This window comes from Shewanella sp. TB7-MNA-CIBAN-0143, assembly GCF_040310065.1.
In the GTDB taxonomy this organism is placed as follows: domain Bacteria; phylum Pseudomonadota; class Gammaproteobacteria; order Enterobacterales; family Shewanellaceae; genus Shewanella.
Map to the genome: position 1 here is coordinate 103,134 of NZ_JBEOPL010000003.1, position 22,079 is coordinate 125,212.

The 22,079-nt window shown below is 42.2% G+C and carries 22 protein-coding genes; 9 read left to right on the top strand and 13 right to left on the bottom strand.

The window, feature by feature from the left end; all coding sequences use genetic code 11:
• Positions 1-87: 87 nt before the first annotated feature.
• From AAEY97_RS03270 to AAEY97_RS03290, 5 genes are all read left to right on the top strand, one after another.
• Positions 88-1,755 (top strand): phosphoethanolamine transferase, encoded by a 1,668-nt coding sequence (locus AAEY97_RS03270; RefSeq protein ID WP_350996563.1) that lies wholly within the window; start codon positions 88-90, stop codon positions 1,753-1,755.
• Positions 1,756-1,765: 10 nt separating this feature from the next.
• Positions 1,766-2,209, top strand: coding sequence for a diacylglycerol kinase (locus tag AAEY97_RS03275; RefSeq protein ID WP_350996565.1), 444 nt, complete (start codon positions 1,766-1,768; stop codon positions 2,207-2,209).
• Between the two features lie 173 nt (positions 2,210-2,382).
• Positions 2,383-3,057: a response regulator transcription factor gene (locus tag AAEY97_RS03280; protein WP_101084868.1), complete on the top strand. Its 675-nt coding sequence runs from the start codon at positions 2,383-2,385 to the stop codon at positions 3,055-3,057.
• Complete coding sequence (locus AAEY97_RS03285; protein WP_350996566.1) at positions 3,057-4,493, top strand: sensor histidine kinase; 1,437 nt, start codon at positions 3,057-3,059, stop codon at positions 4,491-4,493. The genes AAEY97_RS03280 and AAEY97_RS03285 overlap by 1 nt, the downstream gene beginning before the upstream one ends.
• 353 nt (positions 4,494-4,846) lie before the next feature.
• Entirely contained in the window at positions 4,847-6,883 is a 2,037-nt protein-coding gene (locus AAEY97_RS03290; protein WP_350996567.1) for an LTA synthase family protein, read from the top strand.
• On the opposite strand, the gene AAEY97_RS03295 is transcribed toward AAEY97_RS03290, so the two are convergent.
• Both AAEY97_RS03295 and bioH read right to left on the bottom strand, forming a co-directional pair.
• Positions 6,875-7,381, bottom strand: coding sequence for a hypothetical protein (locus tag AAEY97_RS03295; protein ID WP_350996569.1), 507 nt, complete (start codon positions 7,379-7,381; stop codon positions 6,875-6,877). The two genes, AAEY97_RS03290 and AAEY97_RS03295, sit on opposite strands and share 9 nt — an antisense overlap.
• Before the next feature lie 77 nt (positions 7,382-7,458).
• Positions 7,459-8,265: a pimeloyl-ACP methyl ester esterase BioH gene (gene bioH, locus AAEY97_RS03300; protein ID WP_101084872.1), complete on the bottom strand. Its 807-nt coding sequence runs from the start codon at positions 8,263-8,265 to the stop codon at positions 7,459-7,461.
• 43 nt (positions 8,266-8,308) lie between these two features.
• Between bioH and AAEY97_RS03305 the strand changes: the two genes are divergently transcribed.
• Both AAEY97_RS03305 and nfuA read left to right on the top strand, forming a co-directional pair.
• Positions 8,309-9,115, top strand: coding sequence for a ComF family protein (locus AAEY97_RS03305; protein ID WP_350996572.1), 807 nt, complete (start codon positions 8,309-8,311; stop codon positions 9,113-9,115).
• Between the two features lie 271 nt (positions 9,116-9,386).
• The gene (gene nfuA / locus AAEY97_RS03310) at positions 9,387-9,965 is read left to right on the top strand and encodes a Fe-S biogenesis protein NfuA (protein ID WP_101084874.1); all 579 of its coding nucleotides are present in this window, start codon (positions 9,387-9,389) and stop codon (positions 9,963-9,965) included.
• Between the two features lie 108 nt (positions 9,966-10,073).
• Here nfuA and AAEY97_RS03315 read toward each other — a convergent pair whose 3' ends face one another.
• The 3 genes from AAEY97_RS03315 to AAEY97_RS03325 form a co-directional block, all read right to left on the bottom strand.
• Positions 10,074-10,403 (bottom strand): FKBP-type peptidyl-prolyl cis-trans isomerase, encoded by a 330-nt coding sequence (locus AAEY97_RS03315; protein WP_011635735.1) that lies wholly within the window; start codon positions 10,401-10,403, stop codon positions 10,074-10,076.
• Between the two features lie 36 nt (positions 10,404-10,439).
• On the bottom strand, positions 10,440-12,374 hold the full coding sequence (locus tag AAEY97_RS03320; RefSeq protein WP_350996575.1) for an alpha/beta hydrolase family protein: 1,935 nt from the start codon (positions 12,372-12,374) through the stop codon (positions 10,440-10,442).
• Positions 12,375-12,445: 71 nt separating this feature from the next.
• Positions 12,446-13,789, bottom strand: coding sequence for an MATE family efflux transporter (locus AAEY97_RS03325; RefSeq protein ID WP_350996578.1), 1,344 nt, complete (start codon positions 13,787-13,789; stop codon positions 12,446-12,448).
• Between the two features lie 14 nt (positions 13,790-13,803).
• Here AAEY97_RS03325 and AAEY97_RS03330 point away from each other — a divergent pair, with 14 nt between their 5' ends.
• Entirely contained in the window at positions 13,804-14,862 is a 1,059-nt protein-coding gene (locus AAEY97_RS03330) for a polysaccharide deacetylase family protein (RefSeq protein ID WP_350996581.1), read from the top strand.
• An 18-nt stretch (positions 14,863-14,880) separates the two neighbouring features.
• Here the strand turns inward: AAEY97_RS03330 and AAEY97_RS03335 are convergent, their stop codons facing one another.
• The 5 genes from AAEY97_RS03335 to AAEY97_RS03355 are packed head-to-tail and all read right to left on the bottom strand — an operon-like array spanning position 14,881 to position 18,863.
• Positions 14,881-15,495, bottom strand: a complete 615-nt coding sequence (locus AAEY97_RS03335; protein ID WP_502959432.1) for an SCO family protein — start codon at positions 15,493-15,495, stop codon at positions 14,881-14,883.
• Between the two features lie 27 nt (positions 15,496-15,522).
• Positions 15,523-16,434, bottom strand: coding sequence for a heme o synthase (cyoE, locus tag AAEY97_RS03340; RefSeq protein WP_101084879.1), 912 nt, complete (start codon positions 16,432-16,434; stop codon positions 15,523-15,525).
• Positions 16,435-16,447: 13 nt separating this feature from the next.
• The gene (locus AAEY97_RS03345; protein ID WP_101084880.1) at positions 16,448-17,428 is read right to left on the bottom strand and encodes a COX15/CtaA family protein; all 981 of its coding nucleotides are present in this window, start codon (positions 17,426-17,428) and stop codon (positions 16,448-16,450) included.
• Positions 17,428-17,979, bottom strand: coding sequence for a redox-active disulfide-containing membrane protein (locus tag AAEY97_RS03350; protein WP_350996583.1), 552 nt, complete (start codon positions 17,977-17,979; stop codon positions 17,428-17,430). Before AAEY97_RS03350 ends, AAEY97_RS03345 begins: the two co-directional genes overlap by 1 nt.
• 56 nt (positions 17,980-18,035) lie before the next feature.
• Positions 18,036-18,863, bottom strand: a complete 828-nt coding sequence (locus AAEY97_RS03355; RefSeq protein WP_350996585.1) for an SURF1 family protein — start codon at positions 18,861-18,863, stop codon at positions 18,036-18,038.
• On the opposite strand from AAEY97_RS03355, the gene AAEY97_RS03360 reads away from it, so the two are divergent.
• Positions 18,811-19,029 carry a DUF2909 domain-containing protein gene (locus AAEY97_RS03360; protein ID WP_041412724.1) on the top strand — a complete coding sequence of 73 codons (219 nt, stop codon included), beginning with the start codon at positions 18,811-18,813 and terminating at the stop codon, positions 19,027-19,029. The genes AAEY97_RS03355 and AAEY97_RS03360 overlap by 53 nt on opposite strands.
• Before the next feature lie 16 nt (positions 19,030-19,045).
• Here AAEY97_RS03360 and AAEY97_RS03365 read toward each other — a convergent pair whose 3' ends face one another.
• The 3 genes from AAEY97_RS03365 to ctaD are packed head-to-tail and all read right to left on the bottom strand — an operon-like array spanning position 19,046 to position 22,078.
• Positions 19,046-19,921: a cytochrome c oxidase subunit 3 gene (locus AAEY97_RS03365; protein WP_162022070.1), complete on the bottom strand. Its 876-nt coding sequence runs from the start codon at positions 19,919-19,921 to the stop codon at positions 19,046-19,048.
• The gene (locus AAEY97_RS03370; RefSeq protein ID WP_162022071.1) at positions 19,918-20,481 is read right to left on the bottom strand and encodes a cytochrome c oxidase assembly protein; all 564 of its coding nucleotides are present in this window, start codon (positions 20,479-20,481) and stop codon (positions 19,918-19,920) included. The genes AAEY97_RS03365 and AAEY97_RS03370 overlap by 4 nt, the downstream gene beginning before the upstream one ends.
• A gap of 1 nt (position 20,482) precedes the next feature.
• Positions 20,483-22,078: a cytochrome c oxidase subunit I gene (gene ctaD / locus AAEY97_RS03375; RefSeq protein WP_101084886.1), complete on the bottom strand. Its 1,596-nt coding sequence runs from the start codon at positions 22,076-22,078 to the stop codon at positions 20,483-20,485.
• Between the last annotated feature and the right edge of the window lies 1 nt (position 22,079).

A 22,079-nucleotide genomic window follows, 5' to 3' on the forward strand; every position in this document is an offset into this window, starting at 1 on the left:
CGCAGCAATAATTCAGTTTTTATTCAGTAGATCTTAAGTGTTTTGGTTGAATATCAGCGCCAGTCGAGTTTATTGCGAGTGGCAAAATTGAAATTACTAACGAAAACATTATCCAGTATCACCCCAAAGAGCATCAGTTACGAGGCGATGACCTGCATTATCGCTGTCTATTTTGGCTTGGTATTAAATTTTCCGATAATCCGTAAAATATATCAATTATCAGCAGACGGTCATGTGCTGTTTTCTTTGTCACCTGCATTGTTATTAAGCAGTTTTTTTATGCTTATTTTTAGCTTATTTGCTTTTAAATTTGTTTTTAAACCCGTGATGATTGTGTTGTTACTGACATCATCAGCGGCCATGTATGCCATGTTGCAGTACAACGTGATGTTTGATTACGGCATGATTGAAAATATTTTTGAAACCAATTCTGGCGAAGCGTTTTCTTACATCAATTCACATTCAATTGGTTATGTGTTGGTGCTCGGGGTATTGCCTTCTATTTTGTTATACCGCACCAAATTATCGAGTGGTCCGTCACTGGCCAAAATAGTGCTTCGTCGCGCTGGCTTTACAATAATCAGTATGGCGTTAGTCGGGTTGATGGTGCTGTTTTTTTACAAAGACTATGCGTCAGTGGGGCGCAATAATAATTATCTGAATAAGATGATTATTCCTGCACATATTTATAATACGGTTAAATACCTAAACAACCGTTACTTTACTGAAAAATTAACCTTTGACCCTATTGGTCAAGATGCACAGTTAATCCCTAGCACGAATGGCAAACCGACCCTTATGGTGCTTGTTGTCGGTGAAACTGCCCGTGCAGAAAATATGGCGTATAACGGTTATCAACGTCATACCAACCCGTACACAGAAAACCTAGGCATGATTGCCTTACAAAATGTGTCGTCGTGTGGCACGGCTACAGCGCATTCATTACCGTGTATGTTCTCAAACCTCACTCATGATAATTACAATCGTGAAGTTGCCGATGCACGAAATAATGTGCTTGATGTAGTTAAGGCTGCAGGTGTTAACGTGACATGGTTTGAAAACGATGGCGGCGATAAAGACGTAGGAGCCCGCATTAATAAGATTGATATTTCGCCGAGCGAGCCAAATCCATTATGTGATGGTTTAAGTTGTTATGACGAGATTTTAGTTGAAAAACTTAGCCAAAAACTACAACAAGACAGCCAAGCCAGTGCGCTGTCGGGTAAAGGTTTAGAGAATCAATTTATTGCTTTGCATACTATTGGTAGCCACGGACCAACATATTGGCAGCGTTACCCAGCCGATAAGGCGTTATTTACGCCAGCTTGTAGCCGCAGCGACATTGAAAACTGTAGCGACCAAGAGATTGTTAATGTTTACGACAATACTATTGCCTATACCGATTTTGTGTTGGCAGAAACGATTAATGTACTTAAGCAGTATCAAGACAAATATAACGTCGCGCTGGTGTATTTATCTGACCATGGTGAATCGTTGGGTGAAAGTGGAATGTATTTACACGGCACGCCTTACAGCATTGCGCCGAGCCAACAAACTCATGTGCCTTGGTTTATGTGGTTACCACAAGACTACACACAAGCTAAAGAAATTGACCGTGAATGTGTTGCCGAACATGCATTAAATGGCTCGTACTCACATGACAACTTGTTTCATACATTGTTAGGGCTTTACGGCGTCAGCAGCTCGGTACGTGATCCTAAGTTAGATATCACCACCGAATGTAAAATGAACTAGGGATATACCGATGACAATTTCAGTTTCATCGTCTACATCAGATGATAATGTTACAAAGAATACGGCAAAGAACGCGACAGCCAAGCAACCCAAAATTGTGGTGAAACGCCATGGCATTATGCGCTTGTTATATACCTGTAAACATACCTTTAATGGTTTAAAGTGGATGTGCCGTAATGAAGCGGCATTTCAGCAAGAGTTAATGCTGTTTATTCCATTAACTGTATTTGCTTGTATGGCAAATATTAGTGCAGCGCAATCTGCCATGTTAGTGCTGGCGTTGCTATTTGTATTGTTTGCAGAACTGGTTAACACTGCAGTAGAAGTGGTGGTTGACCGTATTGGCCTGGAGTTTCATGAGTTATCTGGGCTAGCCAAAGATATAGCCTCTGCATTTGTGTTTCTCAGCATGCTGATGGCAACGATTGTTTGGTGGGTTGTTTTATGGGCATAATTGACTCGTAAACAGTTAATCTGCCCGCAACGTGTCGGCTGTTAACTTATCGCTATGGATAGCATAGAAATAAGTTTGCGAATGGTAGTTTGTTATCCCGAGTTTAGGTTACTTCGTTTGGACTGCATCACTCGTAATATGGATATAGGCGCAATTATGATAAAGGACACTCAATGAAAGTGTTGTTAATTGAAGACTCTGAAGCGCTGCGTCGCGGCATTAGAGTTGGTTTGGATCATTTAGGTTATACCGTTGATGAAACCGGTGATGGTTCTGAGGGCTTAAGTATGGCGCTCACTAATTCTTATGATTTCATTATTTTGGATCTCATGCTGCCTAATGTAGATGGTCTGAGTTTACTTAAGAGTATTCGTAAATTAGGTAATCAATCTAAGGTCATTATTTTATCGGCTAAATCACAAGCTGAAGATCGTGTTACTGGCTTATTGGCGGGTGCCGATGATTATCTGTGTAAACCATTTTCGTTTGACGAATTACAAGCCCGACTCGTGACTCTTGGTCGCCGTGGTGAACTCAATCAACAAGTTAAAACTATTTGTATTGCTAATTTTGTTTTAGACACAAGTAACAAATCACTTCATGCAGATGGCCATTATATCGATCTGACTAAAAACGAATTTAAAATTGTTGAATATTTATTTAGTAACCCTAAGCAAGTACTTAATCCTGAACAAATCAGTGAAGCAGTCGTGGGTTCATTTAATCATTTATCAAAAAACACCATCGAGGCTCATTTATCGTCCGTGCGTAAAAAAGCTAAAGCCGTAGGGGTGACGCTACCGATAAAAAACAAACGTGGTTTTGGCTATTTTGTGGGTGAACATTAATGAGATCGTTAACCACCAATTTAGTCAATACCATGACCTATGTGGTATCAACCATGTTGATTTTGGTGTTTTTGGCGATTGATATCAGTATCGATAATTGGGTCGATGTTGAGTTTGATAGCGCGTTAACAGACAAGTCTAACTACCTAAAGACCTTAGTTAAAGTGACTCCAGAAGGCACCGAATTTGATTTTGCTGGCGAGTTTATGCCTGAATTTGGCATCTCGACTAAAGCAAGCTTTTTTCAATTGTGGCAAGGCTCAAGCGTGTTTGAACGTTCTGAGTCGTTGCGTAATTTCGAGGGTGTAGATTTACTTAAAAAAGACATTCCACTCAACAGTGCTTTTTTTGCAGATGTAGTGTTACCAGATGGTCGAAACGGCAGGGCGATGGTGTCGTATTTTGAGCCGCAAGTGCCTAAAACTAATCGGTCAATGATGGATACAGTCGAACCCATGTGGTTAACCATAGCCATTACCACTGAAGATTTGTCGCAAATTTTGGTGATCATCGACTCTAGTTTAGCCATTGGCTTACTACTGGTGATTGTGTTGATCCGTTGGGCCGTAGTGAAGGTTATTCATCGTGGTTTGACCCCGTTGAACGAATTAAACGTGTCGCTAAAAAGCGTCGATGTCACTAAAAAATACATCCCACTGTCTAATGAGTCTGAACGTTATCTCGAAATTGAACCAATTCGTAATGAACTGAATAAATTTGTCAAAATTAGCCAACAATACTTACAAACAGAAAAGCGCATTACTGCCGATATCGCTCATGAACTGAAAACACCCATCAGTGAGTTGATTAGTTTGAGTGAAATTTATATTCGTTATCCGGATGATCAGCGTATTGGCGTGAGCTATAAACAAGATGTACTCAGCATTAGTTTACGGATGAAAACCATAGTCAATAATTTACTACTATTGCAACAAGCCACATCTGAAAATATTAATCTACATCGCCAGCATATCAATATCAAAACCTTGATGGGCCAGGTTATTGATGAGTTGGCATTTAAGTACTCGACTATTCATTCTCGTTTGAATATTGAAAATAGTGTTTTGGATCAAAGCTGCCTTGTCGATGAGTTTTCTTTGCACCTTATCTTGACCAATTTATTTGATAATGCACTGTACTACAGTCCGCCAAAGTCATCGATTAAAATAAGGTTAGTTTCTGATAATAAAGGATTAAGTTTTAGTGTTGAAAATCAATTAGTGACCAGTATTAATGCGAATGATTTAGAGCGACTTACGCTACCGTTATTCCAGGCTGAACAATCGCGATCAAATAGCGAAAGGCATGGATTAGGATTGGCCATCGTTGAAAATATTGCCAAAGTGAATGGATTTAAGTTTAGTTTTGAATTGGTTTCGGAAGACAAAATTATGTTTACTGTGTTGATTCCGAGTGACCATGCGGCGATGGTGTAAGTCGATGCAAAAAACCTTTTTAAAAAACAGAATTTAACCGACTGTAAATAAGATGTTAATATATGTTATTACGCCCTGAACTTAATATCTTCGCTAAGGTCTTAGGCTCAGATGGTTTTTGTTACTGTGTCTTCTCGTAGCCCGTTTACGATGATGATATTGAAAATATAACAAAAAATCTTGTTTAAAATCGTTGAGTAAACAAGGTTTTCAGTAACACGATAAGCTTAAGTTGCCCTTAAGATACACATACTAGTCTATTACCCAGTAATTATGTTATTACATTTGGGCTAGCTTGTTGCGGACTTAATTGCATATGAAGCCTAAAAATAATAATAATTTTGGAGCAATAAATGGCTGTCAATTTCTTTGGTCTTGGTAGTAGTTCAAGTGAACTCAGTACACAAAAGACCTCGCATAATTTATTTCAAGCAATTGTTATATTTAGTGTTATCTCTCTGCTTATTATGAGTTTGAGCCGTATTGGCATGTCTTTATGGCAAGCTGAGCGGGTATCCGATGCCCAAGGTTGGGGCTACATTTTATTGCAAGGTTTACGGGTAGATTTTGCCTCTTTATGTTGGTTGTGGGGTATTGCAGCGCTCGGAACCGTAGTGTTTGCCGGTGAGCATTTAGTCGGCCGTGTTTGGCTGACGATATTACGCGTATGGCTCACACTAGGTTTATGGGTGGTGGTTTTTCTTGAGGCGTCATCGCCGTCATTTATTGCTGAATATGGTTTTAGACCTAACCGTTTATATGTTGAATATCTGGTTTATCCAAAAGAAGTGTTATCGATGTTATGGGCAGGGCGTAAAGGCGAGCTTATTTTATCGGCGCTAATCACCGTGGGTACCTTATGGGGTGGCTGGTGGTTAAGTGGAAAATTAACGCAATATATTCGTTTTCCTAAATGGTATTGGCGTCCAGTGCTTGCCGTTATCGTCATTGCTATTACGGTGCTAGGTGCGCGTTCATCGTTAGGGCATCGACCTCTTAATCCTTCATTGGTGGCATTTTCTGATGATCCTTTAGTTAATTCTTTGGTGTTAAATTCATCTTTTTCACTCCTTTTTGCTATTTCGCAAATGAATAACGAAGAAGATGCATCGAAAGTGTATGGCAAGTTAGCGGACGCAAAAGTGATCGATATTGTGCGTCGTGAAAGCGGTCGGCCACTGAGTGCATTTACCTCATCAACCATACCGACGTTGTCATTTAATCAAGCCAGCTATACCGGTAAACCAAAGAACCTTGTGATCATTTTACAAGAAAGCTTAGGTGCGCGCTTTGTGGGAAGTTTAGGTGGTTTACCGTTAACGCCTAATATTGACGAACTCTCTAAACAAGGGTGGTTTTTTGAAAATTTATACGCAACTGGTACGCGTTCGGTAAGAGGTATTGAAGCGGTAACAACCGGTTTTACGCCAACGCCAGCACGCGCCGTGGTGAAACTAGGGAAGAGTCAAACAGGCTTTTTTACCATTGCTGATTTATTGAAGCAACATGGCTATACCACGCAGTTTATTTATGGTGGTGAAAGCCATTTTGATAATATGCGCAGCTTCTTTTTAGGCAATGGTTTTACCGATATAGTTGATCAAGGTGACTATAAAGACCCCGCGTTTGTGGCGTCTTGGGGGGTGTCTGATGAGGATTTATTGTTTAGAGCGGATGAAGAGTTTTCGCGGATGCACAAAGAGGGCAAACCGTTCTTTAGTTTAGTGTTTAGTTCAAGTAATCATGATCCGTATGAGTTCCCAGATGACCGTATTGAGTTGTACGAACAGCCGCAATATACCATGCATAACGCGGTGAAATATGCCGATTATGCCGTGGGTGAGTTTTTCAAAAAAGCTAAAAAATCAGATTACTGGAAAGATACCTTATTCCTCGTTGTGGCCGATCATGACAGTCGAGTGGGTGGCGCAGCACTAATACCTGTGTCACGTTTTCGTATTCCTGGGCTTATATTAGGTGATGGGATTGATGCGAAGCGCGATCCACGTGTTGTTAGCCAAATTGATATGTCGCCGACGTTAATTTCGTTGCTGGGTATTTCGGATAGCTATCCAATGCTAGGCCGTGATTTAACCACAATGCCAGACTCTTGGCCGGGTCGAGCAATGATGCAATATGATAAAAACTTTGGTTTATTGGAGGGGAATAAAATGACTATTTTACAACCTGAATTACCACCGGAAAGTGTTACCTATAATTTTGTTACTGAAAAATTGACTCCGACCACATTGAATGAACCGCAAGCAGAAGCCGCGTTAGGTTGGGCATTGTGGGGAAGTTTAGCGTACAACAAAATGTTGTATCGTTCGGCTAATTCAGAGGCAAAACCGACACTGTCTGATATGGCTACCAAAGAAGTATCACGCTAATATTTGTAGTTGAGACTCATTATTTGGGGCGGATTGCTGTTGATAAAATTGACCAATCCGTTGACCGAATTGTTGGTAGGTCGCTTTGGATATGCCAGTGTCTAGCGCTTGGCGTTGACGGGGCTCTGGTGTTGTTTTAGCATTTGCCGATTGTGTTTTTAGTTGAATATCTTTACGTTGCAGCGCTGGGGTTTGGCTAGCCATGATTCTAATGACTTGAGGCCGAATGACTGGCGAGGCAATTGCTTTAGACTCTACCGCTTGTTGTGTGACACTTTGCTGTTGTCGTTTAGCTTGCTCTTGCTGCTGTTTTTTCTCCGCGACAATGTAAGGCGTAGCGCGTTCATTTTGTTGGTTTAATGACCGTTCAGCATGTTCTTTTGTCGGTTCTTGTGGCGGGATAATCGGCGGTTTTTGTTGATTGTCCACTCGTGCAAGATCCGTCGCAACATTCGAAGTTGCTAACGGTACTTGTGGATAATGAGTGGTAATTATCATGTTGACCTTGTCAATACGACGCCTTGACTAAATTATAGACAACATTTGGCTAAGGCTAAAGTGCTATTAAGATATTTTTAGCGGTATTTTGTGATCCACGGTAATAAATGGTTTAAAAATGCATCGGGATGCGAAATAAACGGTGCATGGGATGCTTTGTGGACCAGCACATCTTCAATGTTGTCACTGCTTGGTAATGACGAGATAATCTTTCTCGGCACCAAACTATCTAACTTTCCCCAAATTCGTAACCATGGCTGCTGTATTTGAGTGATCGTGGCACGTAAATCTACTTGCGCTAACATATCCAATCCTTGTGATAAGCCTTGTTGTGTCGGCAATGGTTTGCTTAACACTAAGCTTTTTATTTGTTGGATATCAGATTTTGGATTATCACTTCCCATGGCTTGAATTGCCAGGAACCGTTCAACAGTGCGAGACAAATCGCGACTTAATTGACTTGAAAATTGTGCCAATACATCAGGTTGAATACCTGCCCAAGATAGGGTTGAGTCGTCTTTTTCGTGAGCCATAACACTTTCGCGGGCCATAAAGCATGGTGATGAGGCAATAGTGACTAATGCAGCCACTGACTCTGGGTAATCGATGGCAATTTGGCTAGCGATTAACCCTCCCAACGACCAACCAATCCAAATTGCCTGTTGTGGAAGTTGCTCTGCAAGTGCTTGTGACCATTGCGTTATGTCTCCGTCGATATTGGGACTTAACCCAAAACCCGGCAAATCAACATAATGCACTCTATACTGGTGCAATGCGTTTTTTAATGGACTAAAGACTTGGTTATTCACACCCCAACCGTGTAATAGCACGATGTCTTGGCCTTGTGAGCCTACGGTATCAATATGCAATGCAGGAAAACTCACGGTTAACACCTCTTTTGAGTCTATTTAATGGAATGAATAGCCAATGCCGCCAATCAATAATTCAATCGATATCACCCATATCTTACGTTTATGCGTCAAGCGCCTTCAGCGTGCCAGGGTCATTTTACTAGGCAGTTTACCCAACCGTTGCTTACTGTGCCAGCAAAGGATAGATCAAACGGGTTATCAGCAATTGTTCCCTAATCAAGTGCTCACAGGTGTTTGCCAAGTGTGTTTAGCGGCAAGTTTGTATCAGCACGAAGTGTGCTTAGGTTGTGGTCGCGAAATAGCGTTGCTGCAGGCTTATTGTGGTAAATGCAATAAACACACTCCTAATTGGGTGGTAGCCCCTTGTAGTTATCATCAAGGGCTGGGACCTGTTATTGCCGCCATTAAATATCAACAGCAATGTGCACCGCTTAACGCGATAACTCAGCAACTAGCCTGTCGAATCGCATTGTTAATTAAGCATGGCATTATTAGGCGACCACAAGTGTTAATCCCCGTTCCGTTACATCCCAATCGTTTACGTCAGCGAGGTTTTAATCAAGCTTGGCTCATTGCTAAAGAGTTAAGCCTATTAACGAATATTCCTCTAGATGACCGTTGTTTAATTCGGATTGTTGATACGTTGCCACAAACGGGACTTGCGGGTAAGCAGAGGCGTAAAAACTGCCATGGTGCATTTGCACTACAACCAAGCATGATGTATCAGCGTGTTGCGTTGATTGATGATGTTGTTACTACTGGAACAACCGTAGATGAAATTGCAGGTTTATTTAGTCTGCAGTTTGTCCATGTGCAAACCTGGTGCCTTGCGCGTGCTGAAGCGCCTGGATTGTTAGATTAAATCTTTTTAAGCGTAGACTAATCTAGGTTGAGGTTAGATTAATTCGATTTGAGTAATAACAAGATTTTTTGTAAATAAAAACAATTAATTAATATGTCTTGTAACGCTTGGTATATGGAGCATTGCAGTTTTTTTAGGGTAAAAAAAAGTTGAACTGGATCATTTTTTCGAGATCAAATCCCACTGACACTACAAAGCCAATGCAACACAGAGTATCATAGGTCTAATTCTTACTAATTTACTCAGGTATTCCCTGACGGAGCAGGTTTTTATGATCACCATTACCGATACAGCTCAGGCCCATTTCGTCAAACTATTGGCCGACCAGCCGGAAGGTACGCACATTCGTGTGTTTGTTATCAGCCCAGGTACTGCACAAGCAGAGTGTGGTGTGTCTTATTGTCCACCTGATGCCGCTGAAGCTGATGATGTAGAACTTCCATTTAATGGCTTTAGTGCTATGGTCGATGAAAAGAGCGCACCATTTTTAGATGATGCCAGCATTGACTTTGTAACCGACCAGCTTGGTTCGCAACTAACATTAAAAGCACCTAACGCAAAAATGCGCAAAGTGTCTGGAGATGCGCCATTAGTTGAACGTATTGAATATATTATTCAGTCAGAGATTAATCCACAACTTGCTAGCCACGGCGGTAACATCATGCTGGTAGAAATTACCGAAGCTGGTGTTGCTGTATTGCAGTTTGGCGGTGGGTGTAACGGTTGCTCGCAAGTTGATATCACCTTAAAAGATGGTATTGAGAAGCAATTGTTAGATATGTTCCCAACGGAATTGACTGGTGTTCGTGACGTGACAGAGCATGAGCATGGCGAGCATTCTTACGCTTAATCGCGTGATGAATTACTGCTACTAACAAAGCTAATAAACAAAAACGCGACCTCATTATGAGGCCGCGTTTTTTGTTGGTATCGATTAGGTTTTCGCCATCTAGTGGTTTTAGTCGTCTCGAGTGAGTACTTCAAGTAATTCAATATCAAAAAATAAATCTGAGTGTGCTGGAATACGCTCACCAATCTGGCGTTCTCCATAAGCTAAATGAGCCGGAACTGATAGTTGTCGCTTGCCGCCGACATTCATACCAATAATACCCTGATCCCAGCCTTTAATGACTCTGCCGGTGCCAATGACACACTGAAACGCATCTGAAGCGTCAAACTGACTTCCGTCGGCTAATCGACCGCTATAACGAGTGGTAATTAGCGCGCCTTTAACTGCGGTTTTACCGTTGCCAACTTCAATGTCGGTAATAATCAATTCTTGAGTCATAGTATTCTCGTATGTGACGACTTGGGCTATTTGAGGTTATTTTACCCCAAGATTGGTCGCTAAGAAGTGTTCTATTGCAATGAATGTTGTAAGACGATGTTCATTATTACTTAAGTAATGATCGCCATTTTCCAGTTCGATATACTTTACGGGTTTATGTAAATCCTTAAGCGCATCATACATTTCTTCACTGTGTTGCACTCGCACCACGCGATCTTTAGTGCCGTGGATTAATAATACCGGCACGTTAATATTGGCTACTTTGCTAATAGGTGAGCGCTGATACAAATCGTCGTAATCATCACCAATTTGTTTTTTAACAATTTTGCTATTGTCGTACCGACGCGATGATTTAACTAAATATTCAAGGTCAGTTACGCCCGCGACACTAATGGCACATTGATACAGATAGGGGGTGATAGCTACGCCCATTAATGCGGCATAACCACCGTAACTGGCACCGACAATACACACGCGTTTAGGATCGCTAATACCTTGTTCGATAAGCCAGTGAGTACCATCCTCAATGTCGGTTTGCATTTCTAGGCCCCAGTTTTTAAGACCCGAACTCATGAAATTGAAGCCATAGCCTGACGATCCTCGAAAATTCATTTGTAGCACAGCATAGCCACGATTAGCTAAAAACTGCGCCCAATAATCAAACGTGGTTGAGTCGTAGCTAATAGGTCCACCATGGGGGAAAATTATGGTCGGTAAGTTTTTGGCGTCAGTGTCTTTTGGAGTAGTGAGAAAGGCTTCAATGGCTAAACCATCACGAGCATTATAATGGACTGTTTGTGGCTGAGATAACACTTCTGGTGGTAATTGGCTGTAACGGTAAGCGATAGGGTAAAGTGCTTTTTGATCTCTATTTCCAAAGTAATACGCACCAGATTCAATAGGGCCAGTAGCATAAACGATGTAACGACGTTCATCATCACTGAACTGAGTGATCACATTATGTGACTCTGGTAATGCAGTTGTAAGACCATTGTTCAACTTGATATAATCTTGGTCCCAGAACAGATATTCACCTTCAATGTCGGTGCTTAAACCAATGACCTTTTGTTTTAGCGCGGAATACACTAGCCAGCCTTCAACATCGTAATTTTCATTGTGAGAAACGAGTTCTTTAGTCAATGTCGGGTCAGTTAAATTGACTTTAAAGATGGCTTTAAAACCTTGATGATAGGCGCTGATATATAAGATATTAGGGTCATGGTCAAAACCGATAGGCCAAATTACGTCTTCTGCTAAAGCCTCGAACTCCCATAACTTACGGAGATCTTCACCCGCTCCTTTTTGCTCGTAAATACGGTAGGTAGTGTCATCGCGATAAATGCCAATACGCACTTTGTGCTGCCTATCGGTTAACCAGTTTCCAATGTGCATACGTGCTGGTTGTAAAGTCTTGATACCGCCTGTTTTTAAACTGACTTTAACGACGCTTTCATATTGTGGTTTAGAACCTAAACCTTGAATTTGCATGAGGATATGATCTGGATCGTTGTCAAGATAATCAATAACCGATGCTTGTAATTGCGGTAAATCGACAAAACGCGATAGAGAACGATTAGAAAACACACTTGAGGTTTTATTGTCGCTCAGTGAGTATTTTATTAACCGTGTTTCGGTTGTGGGAACACCTCGACGGATGGCGGGATATTTAGACTCGATTAAGATGACATCATTATTTGCCCACGTTAACGATAAAATGACAAATTTCTGATTATCAGTTTGTAATGGATAAATATCTTTATTGGTTTGAATATCGCGAATAGTGAGTACTTGGCCTTCAAGCTCATTAGTACTGACTCGTACGAGCGACGCAATTTTTTTACCGTCTGGAGATAAGCTAACAAAGCGGACATCTGGGATGCTGGCAAAGGCTTCTATAGGCAGAGGTTTGGCAAATGAGCTAAGCGAAAATAGACATAAACTAATAACAACAAGCCATAAAATCCGTTTCATTAAAGGTCCATGTAATGCGATATAAAAATGTTATTTGGATGTTACATTTTTATATCAAGGTCTTCAATATATTATACGGCCGCCAGTTGATATCTGAGTTTGTAGTAATAGTGCCAACCAAGAGTCAAGCTTCGGCATAGCATGAATATTGACATCGCAGCCCAAAGGCTGTGGTTGCCCCAATCTTGCAATAGGTACCAACTCGGAAAGTAAACGCCAAAGGTAGCAATTATCATGCTGTTTCGCATAATATTCCCGTGCGCTGCACCAATATACACACCATCAAACAGGTAACAGCCAAATGCCAAGATAGGCATAAAAATGAGCCAGATTAAGTAGTTGTTTGCAGCGTTTTGTACCGCTTCAATATTGGTTAATAGCTGAATTATCCATGGTCCTGCCGACCAAAAAAGCAGGCTAAATAACACCGCAACCATTGCCGACCAGCTAAATGCCAATACGACACTGTCATGCAGTAATGTTGGATTTTTTTGACCAAATGCGCGGCCCACTTCGGCTTCAGCATAATAAGCTATACCATCCAACGCATAAGATATCAGCATGAGTAAATTAAGCAGCACTGCGTTAGCGGCAATCGTATTGTCGCCCAAACCGGCACCATAAAAGGTCATAAAACTAAAGGCGGCTTGCAAGCACAAACTGCGGATAAAAATATCACGGTTTAAGGTGAGTAAACGAGCATATCCGCGCCATGATAAATGGGCGATAACTTGGCTTAAATTAAGCCCTCCAGTATGTACTAGCTGGCGTTTGACCATAATCAATGCCACTGAAAAAGCACTGATATCAGCTATAACCGATGCCAATGCAGCGCCTTGGACATTCCATTTAAAGATGATGACAAATACAATATCGAGAATAATATTAGCGCTGTTAGCGATAATTAATTGCCACATGGCTGCTTTCGGCGCTTGGCGTCCGAGTAACCAGCCTAATAACACTAAGTTGACGAGAGCAAAAGGCAGTGACCAGATTCGAATTTCGACGTATTGGCGGCAGTAGAACATCACTTGTTCGCTGGCATCGCTGAGGCTTAATGCTAAATCAAGTATGGGAGAGTGTAATATTACACAAGCTACTCCCAAGGTTAATGCTAGGCTGCAACCTTGTATCAGTAATTGTTGTTGAGTTGAGGTATCATTAGCACCGTAGGCTTGTGCGACTAACCCGGTGGTGGACATGCGTAAAAAGCCGAGTAACCAAATCATTAAGGTGATAATGGTACTGCCTAGTGCTACGCCACCAAGATAGTAAGCTTGTCCAAGATGACCAATCACCGCAGTATCAACTAATCCTAATAGCGGAATGGTGATATTCGACAGTATCATTGGTGTCGCTAAAGCCAATAATTGACGATTTTTTTGGCGGTTTAATAGTAATGCGCTAACTGACATAGGTATGGATAATCATGGTTAAAAAAATAGCTTTATTGTTGGTGTTGTTCAGCTTGAGTGTATTGAATTTTGATGCCAATGCGGTGGTCATTTTACAATATCACCACGTGTCGGAAAATACCCCCAAAAGCACGAGTGTCACGCCAAGTCAGTTTGCTGAACAGATGCAGTACTTGGCTGATAATGATTTTACCGTGATTTCATTAGCTGAAGCTGTTGATTCAATAAAGCATAACACGCCAATAGCCGATAGACGTATTGTGATTACTTTCGATGACGGTTATGACAGCATTATCAACAATGCTGCGCCCATTCTAGCCTCACATCAATTTCCGTACACTGTGTTTATTTCTGTTGCCCCCATCGATGCCGGTTTCAAGGGCATGATGAGTTGGAAAGACATTACTGCCTTATCCGAGCAAGGCGTGACGATTGCCAACCACAGCTGGGGACACGAACATTTAATTCGTCGTCAAGGCAAAGAAACCCAAGCCCAATGGCAAGCCCGTGTCGAAGATAATATCTTATCGACAGAAGCTGAAATATTAAAACGTACTGGCCAAAGTGTAAAAATGTTTGCCTACCCGTATGGTGAATACACTAACAAATTAGAAGCAATTTTGGCGAAACAGGGCTTTGTTGGCTTTGGTCAGCAATCTGGTGCCGCAGGGGAATATGCTTCACTAACGGCATTACCGCGCTTTCCGGTTGCCAATGCTTATGCTGATTTAGCGAGTTTAACGGTTAAGTTTTCCAGTTTACCGATGCCGGTGATTAAGCAGAACATCAGCGATCCATTATTGGTATCAGGTAAGTGGCGACCTAAATTGGAGTTAACTCTTGATACGCAGGATATTTACCCACATCAAGTGATGTGTTTTATTCAAGGCCAAGGACCGAAGAAACCTATTTGGTTAAGTGAAAATCGCTTATCGATTCAAGCATCATCAGATTTAGCTCCAGGGCGTTCACGTTATAACTGTACAGCACCCAGCAAAACTAAAACGGGTTATTATTGGTTCTCACAAGCGTGGATCCGCCCGCAAGATAATGGTCAGTGGCTCGAAGAATAACGACAGTACCGTGAATCACTAACGCCAAGATTGAACGATTTGGCTAAAGTCAGCAATGAGCTCAGCATTAAGAATTTGTGCGAGCTGCCCAGGTTGTGGTTTGGGTTTAAATACTGCTATTTTTTCCCCTCTTGGCGAAACCAACACATACGATGCGCTATGGTCTACTTGGTAATCACTGTCCTCTCCCACCATGGCATACACAAAGCCTAAGTCACGACTAAACGGAAATAAGTCGGTGTGTTCTGCGCTGACCGCTTTAAAGTCTTTATTGAAAAAATTTATGTAATCTAATCGTTTAGCTTGAGTGTCACGTTTAGGGTCTGCTGACACAAACACCACTTGTACATTGCTGGCTATTTTTTGCAGTTGTGGATATGCCGCTGCGAGTTTATTCAGAGTGGTAGGGCATACATCCGGGCAAGCGGTGTAACCAATAAAGAACAAACTCCATTTACCTTGTAACGTTTGGTTAGTAAACGCATTGCCGTATTGGTCTGCTAATGTAAATGGTGCTAATGGGCGCTGCTGCTCAAATACATAACTGGTCGCCAATGGCATAGGCTCTGTTTGCGTCTGTTGATAAACGACACCACCCACTAGGGCTAATAACATTAGCCCTACCGCTATCATTATTTTCAATATATTTTCCTTTCTAATTTAAGCGTTTACCCAAAAGTAATGGTCAACTAATAATACTATAAACAACACCATTAAATGATAAATTGAGAATTTAAAGACTTGCATAGACAGCTCTGGATAGTCATGAAACTTTAACTGCCACGCTTTATAGATAAAACCACAACTCAATAACGTTGAACCCACCAAATATATTGGACCACACATGCCGACTAAAACGGGTAGCAGGCAGGCAATGGCTAATAAAATGGTGTAAAGCAAAATACAGGTTTTGGTAAATTCTACCCCATGTGTCACCGGTAACATTGGAATATCGACCTTGGCATATTCTTTACGGCGATGAATGGCTAATGCCCAAAAATGCGGTGGAGTCCAAGTGAAGATAATAATAACCAGTAACAAGGCGTAGCCATGCAGTTCATTGGTTATTGCGGTCCAGCCTAATAATGGCGGCATAGCGCCGGCTAATCCACCAATGACAATATTTTGTGAGGTCGCCCGTTTAAGATAGGCGGTATACACCAAGGCATAACCAATTAAACTGGCAAAGGTTAACCAAGCTGTGAGGGGATTAACTAAGGTATATAACACCACAAAGCCGAGTGATCCGAGCGACACCGCAAAGGTTGCCGCTTTAATGCTGGAGATTTTTCCTTTAGGCAGCGGACGATTATAAGTTCGAGCCATCAAACCATCGATTTTACGATCAATTAAGTGATTAAACGCCGCCGCAGAGCCTGCCATCATCGCAATGCCTGCCATTCCCGCAACCAAAGGTTGTAACGGTACAATGCCAGGCACAGATAAACACATGCCGACCAACACTGTAAGCAGCATAAGTGCTACGACTTTGGGTTTGGTCATTTCAAAATAGGCGCGCCATTGTAGAGTTATCTTAGGTTGAACCTGACTAATAGTAAGAGGTTTTGTCATGGTTGATCCTCACTTATGCTTTACGCAACAGGGCGTAATTAATAAAGACTAAGGTAAGCAGCAATAAGGCTGCGCCTCCATTGTGTGATACTGCGATGCCTAAAGGTAAATTCATCACCACATTACTAATACCCAGTCCGACTTGAGCGATGACCAGTAACACTAATAAGTAACCACTGTTACGCATTATATGTGATTGTGCATAGCGTAATTTGAGTGCAAGTACGATTAGCGTTATGGCGGTTACCACTGCCCAAATTCGATGGCTGACATGAATGGTCATGCGGGTGGAATAGTCTAAAACGCCAAATTCAAAACTGGGATGATCGCCTTGGAATGGTGAAAAAGCATCGGCTAAACGTAAATTATCGACCCAATTACCTTCACATATGGGCAGGGTGGTACAGGCAAGCGCGGCGTAATTTGATGAGGTCCAGCCACCGAGTATAATTTGAATGACTAATACACCAAAACTGACTAGTGCTAACGGAATGAGCTTACGCGCATAGGTATCACCTCCGGGGATCCTTAATGGTTTAAGCCGCAGATATAACAGCAGTAACAAGGCGAATAAACTAAAACCGCCTATAAGGTGCGCCATTACTACAACAGGCATTAATTTCATGGTGACAGTCCACATTCCCAATGCGGCTTGAAACACAATGAGTACCGCAATAAAAACGGGCAGTTTTTTGGGTGCTTGCGGCTGTTTAAGGCACATAATTAGAATGGCTAAAACCATTAACCCTAAAGTACCTGCGATATAGCGATGGATCATTTCAAGCCAGGCTTTTTCTGGCTCAATTTGAGCATCAGGAAATCGACTTTCAATATTGGCTAAATCATGGCTTGCACTCGGCACCGCTAAATGGCCGTAACAGCCTGGCCAGTCAGGACAACCTAATCCAGCATCAGACAGACGTGTATAGGCGCCCATTAAAATAACGGCCAAGGTAAACACTAAAGTGAATTTGATTAATCGCTGTATTGCCATTAGCCAACCCTCGACAACTTAAGCATTTTGCGTAAATCAGCAATCATGGCTTTGCCCTGAGCAATATTGGCGTCGTGACCTATTACGTTGTCATATTGCATGACTAAGCTACCGAGAGGGTCGACAATAATAAGCTGTTGATTGGTCAGTAGTGCAGCAAGTGCGTCATTGGCGTTTGCTTGGTCAAATGAGATATTTAATTGCTTGAGAATTTTGGTGTCACTGTGGCTGTTTACTACAATGATTGGGGTCACACGATCCCTATCTTTGCCCAGGGCAATATAGCTTTGGTGTAAAATGTACAGCCGTTCTTGGCATTGCTCATTGCAGGTTTCGGGTAGAAAAAACAGTACTTGCCATGCATGAGGTTTAGGGTTTTCCATGGCTAAGTTGGTGTAGTTTATGTCGGGAGCGATCAGCGCCCCTTTGTTGGTTGCTGCTCCGTTATACAGCTCTAGGCTTAACACTAATTTGGCTAAGACAACCGGTAAAATAAATACCAGCAGTAAGACCAGTAGTGCTTTATTGCTTTTTTTCGGTAGGGAGTTCATTCCATCTCCTCTTTATCATTTGATATTATTGTTAAGTTAATTATGAACGACGGTGCTTAGCGTCGAAATTGTCGAAATGCTATCCAACTCATTAGTCCTAAAAAGACTGCTGCCATGGTGAACCATTGCAAGGCATACCCTTGATGTTTTTGTGCCGACAATGGAATGGGTATCCAAGGTTGAGGCAGGTGATAATTTGGAACATTGTCGGGTTGCAGCACCACAGGCGTCAGCGTATGGCCAAGCATGTCAGTGAGTGCGGGTATATTGATATTTTGAAAACGTACTGGAGCATGAGTATCGGTTAATTGCTCTGCATCGAGTCGGTCACTTAATGGGTTGGGTTGTTTTTGATAAACTCGGCCAACCAGCGTGTAGTAATTTGTTTTTAACGGGGTTAGTTCAGGTAAAATTCGGCGGTCCTTGTTTGCAGGTACAAAGCCTAACTCGACCAATATCCAAGGTTGTTCAGGGGTTATTTCAAAAATTTGATACGCTAAATATCCCACCTGGCCTTGATACACTTGATTGTCTAATAACAGCATCATGTTGTTAATTGGTTTAGCTGATATCGATAGACGGTAACCCGTGAGTAATTTCGTCTCCGGCTGAGAGCTTGTTGATGCTGCTGACAATTCAACTATTGCCAACATTTCCTCATAAGTGACAGCTTGTTGCTGTTGACGCTGAAGTAGTGTGCTTTGCCACTCTTGTTTAAAGGTTGCTCGTGATAACTGCCATAATCCTAACTTGACCAACAAGCTAAACACGACCAAAGTAATGATTACGAATAATACGCGAGACACCCCCACGCTTTTAAAAGGATTGCCTGTGACAACACCTTTCATCGTTAAGTTAGTTTTAGTCTCGTTGCTTGTATTCATATTATTTAACTTAGGTAGGGCCTTATTTATTATGGTTAAGGGCGAGCATCAACAATCAATGAGTCGTTTTCTCGGCCGGCGCGTATTGTTTTCTGTTGTCGTTATAATGGTATTGCTGGTGGCTTTGGGGCTTGGTTACATTCAACCTAACCCCAGACCTTATTAGTCGTTAATACGTGGTTTTATAGTACGTATACGAAAATGAATAAACATAACCACACCACATCAACGAAGTGCCAATACCAACTCCCAGCTTGAAAAGCGAAATGCTTGTCGGGGCTAAAGTGGCCCTTTACAATTCTGAGTAATAAAATAATCAAGAACAGGGTGCCAATCGTTACGTGCATGCCGTGAAAACCGGTTAACAAAAAGAAGGTGTTGCCGTAGACACCAGAAGAGAGCGTAAGTCCCATCTCTTGGTAGGCATGGCTATATTCTTCAACCTGTAAACTGAGAAACGCAATACCCAGAATTACCGTCAACGCTAACCAGATTATCAAAGGTTTACGATTGGCTTTTTCGAGATTGGTATGAGCAAAGTGCAAGGTAACCGACGAGGTTAGCAGTATAATAGTGTTAATTAACGGCAAACCCGTCCATGGCATGGCTTCTGTTGCAGTGCCATCAGGTGTTTTAACCAATGGCCACATAGCTTCAAATGCAGGCCACAACACTTCATGGGTCATGGCATTGTTAGATGCGCCACCCAGCCAAGGTACTGAAATCATGCGGGCATAAAATAGCGCGCCGAAAAATGCCCCAAAAAACATAATCTCTGAAAAAATAAACCAACTCATTCCCTGCCTAAATGAACGATCCATTTGCGGTGAATACAGTCCAGCCATGGATTCATCAATAACGGTCTTAAACCAGCCAAAAATCATAAAGATAATCACGGCCAAGCCGGTTATTAAAATGTAACCGCCAGAGGTTTTTTCAGTGGTTAATTGTTGTACATAATTACCTGCGCCAAACGCAATTAAAAATAAACCGATAGCACCGATTATTGGCCAAGCACTTTGGGTTGGCACATAATAAGTTTGATACTTTGTTGTCATTTTGCTGCTCCTTGCTCTATGACGATCGCCTGTCTATCGGTGATGTCATAAAGGGTATAAGAGAGAGTCAATGTGTTAATGGACGCTGGTAAATCAGGGTCCACGTAAAAAATCAGTGGTAGTTCTGCTGTTGCTGCTGCAGCCAAAGGTTGTTGATTAAAGCAAAAACATTCCGTTTTATTGAAGTATGCCGCCCCTTGCCCTGGCGATACCGAAGGGATTGCTTGGCCTACAGTGTCACGTGTCGATAGGTTTTTAACCAAAAATTGTGCATGAGTGAGCTCCCCAGGATGTACGCTTATTTGGTTAACTTTAGGGCTAAATTCCCATGGCATACCTGATTGAACTTGAGTCACAAATTCAATGGTTACGGTCCGGTTTTTATCAACCACCACCGCTTCATAACTACTGGCGCTATTTTGGGGTTTGCCATTAATCCCCAATGTATCGCAGAGCACGTCATAAAGCGGTACCAGCGCAAAACCAAACCCAAACATACCAATTGACCCGGCAATCAGGATGATTAATAGCTTACGATTTGATTTTGTTGGCTGTGTCATCTCATTTAATCTCCGGTGGAGTGGTAAACGAGTGATATGGCGCAGGGCTGGCAATCGACCATTCCAAGCCTTCGGCTGCTTCCCAAGGATTATCTCCAGCGGGTTTGCCACCCTTGATACATTTGAGAACTACAACAAGGAAAATTAGCTGAGATAAACCAAATGCAAAGCCACCAATCGACACAATTTGATTCACATCGGCAAACTGTACCGCGTAGTCGGGAACCCGACGCGGCATACCTGCTAAGCCTAGAAAGTGCATTGGGAAAAACAACACGTTGACGGATATTACCGAACACCAAAAGTGCCACTTACCTAAAGTTTCGTTATACATATGGCCGGTCCATTTAGGCAGCCAATAGTAAGCCGCCGCCATAATGGAGAATATCGCCCCAGTCACCAGTACATAATGGAAGTGAGCCACGACAAAGTAAGTGTCGTGGTATTGGAAATCAGCAGGGGTAATTGCCAGCATCAAGCCCGAAAAGCCACCAATAGTAAACAGGATGATAAATGCCACTGCAAACAGCATTGGAGTTTCAAATGTCATTGAACCGCGCCACATAGTGGCGACCCAATTAAACACTTTTACCCCGGTTGGAATGGCAATCAACATTGTGCAATACATGAAAAATAATTCGGCAAAAACAGGCATACCAGTAGTAAACATGTGATGTGCCCATACCAAAAATGACAGAATGGCAATACTGGCAGTGGCGTAAACCATCGAGGAGTAACCAAACAGCTTTTTACGGCTAAAGGTTGGTACTATCGCGGAGATAATACCGAAGGACGGTAAAATCATGATGTAAACTTCGGGATGGCCAAAGAACCAGAAAATATGCTGGAACATCACCGGATCGCCACCACCTGCAGCATCAAAAAAGCTAGTACCAAAAAACTTATCGGTTAATACCATGGTGACCGCACCTGCGAGCACCGGCATTACCGCAATCAGTAAAAATGCGGTAATGAGCCAAGTCCACACAAATAAAGGTAACTTCATCCAGGTCATGCCAGGAGCTCGCAAGTTTACAATGGTTACAATGACGTTAATTGCGCCCATTATCGAACTTATTCCCATTATGTGAATGGAGAAAACAAATAGGGCGGTACTGTCAGGACTATAGGTGGTTGAGAGCGGAGCATAGAATGTCCAGCCAAAGTTAGGGCCGCCGCCTTCCATAAAGAGTGAACCTAATAAAATGGTAAAGGCGAAGGGTAAAATCCAAAAACTCCAGTTGTTCATTCGCGGTAGTGCCATATCTGGGGCACCAATCATCATTGGAATTAACCAGTTTGCTAACCCGGTAAAAGCGGGCATCACCGCCCCAAACACCATGATGAGGCCATGAACTGTGGTCATCTGATTAAAAAAGTTAGGTTCTACTAGCTGTAATCCAGGCTGAAATAATTCAGCTCGAATCACCATTGCCATCGCACCGCCAGTAAGAAACATAATGAAACTAAACCATAAATACAGCGAGCCGATATCTTTATGGTTAGTGGTGAGTAGCCAGCGCATTAGCCCCTTCGGAGCGCCGTGATGATGATCATCATGAGCGGTAGCCAGTGTATCGTGCGTTGTTGTGCTCATT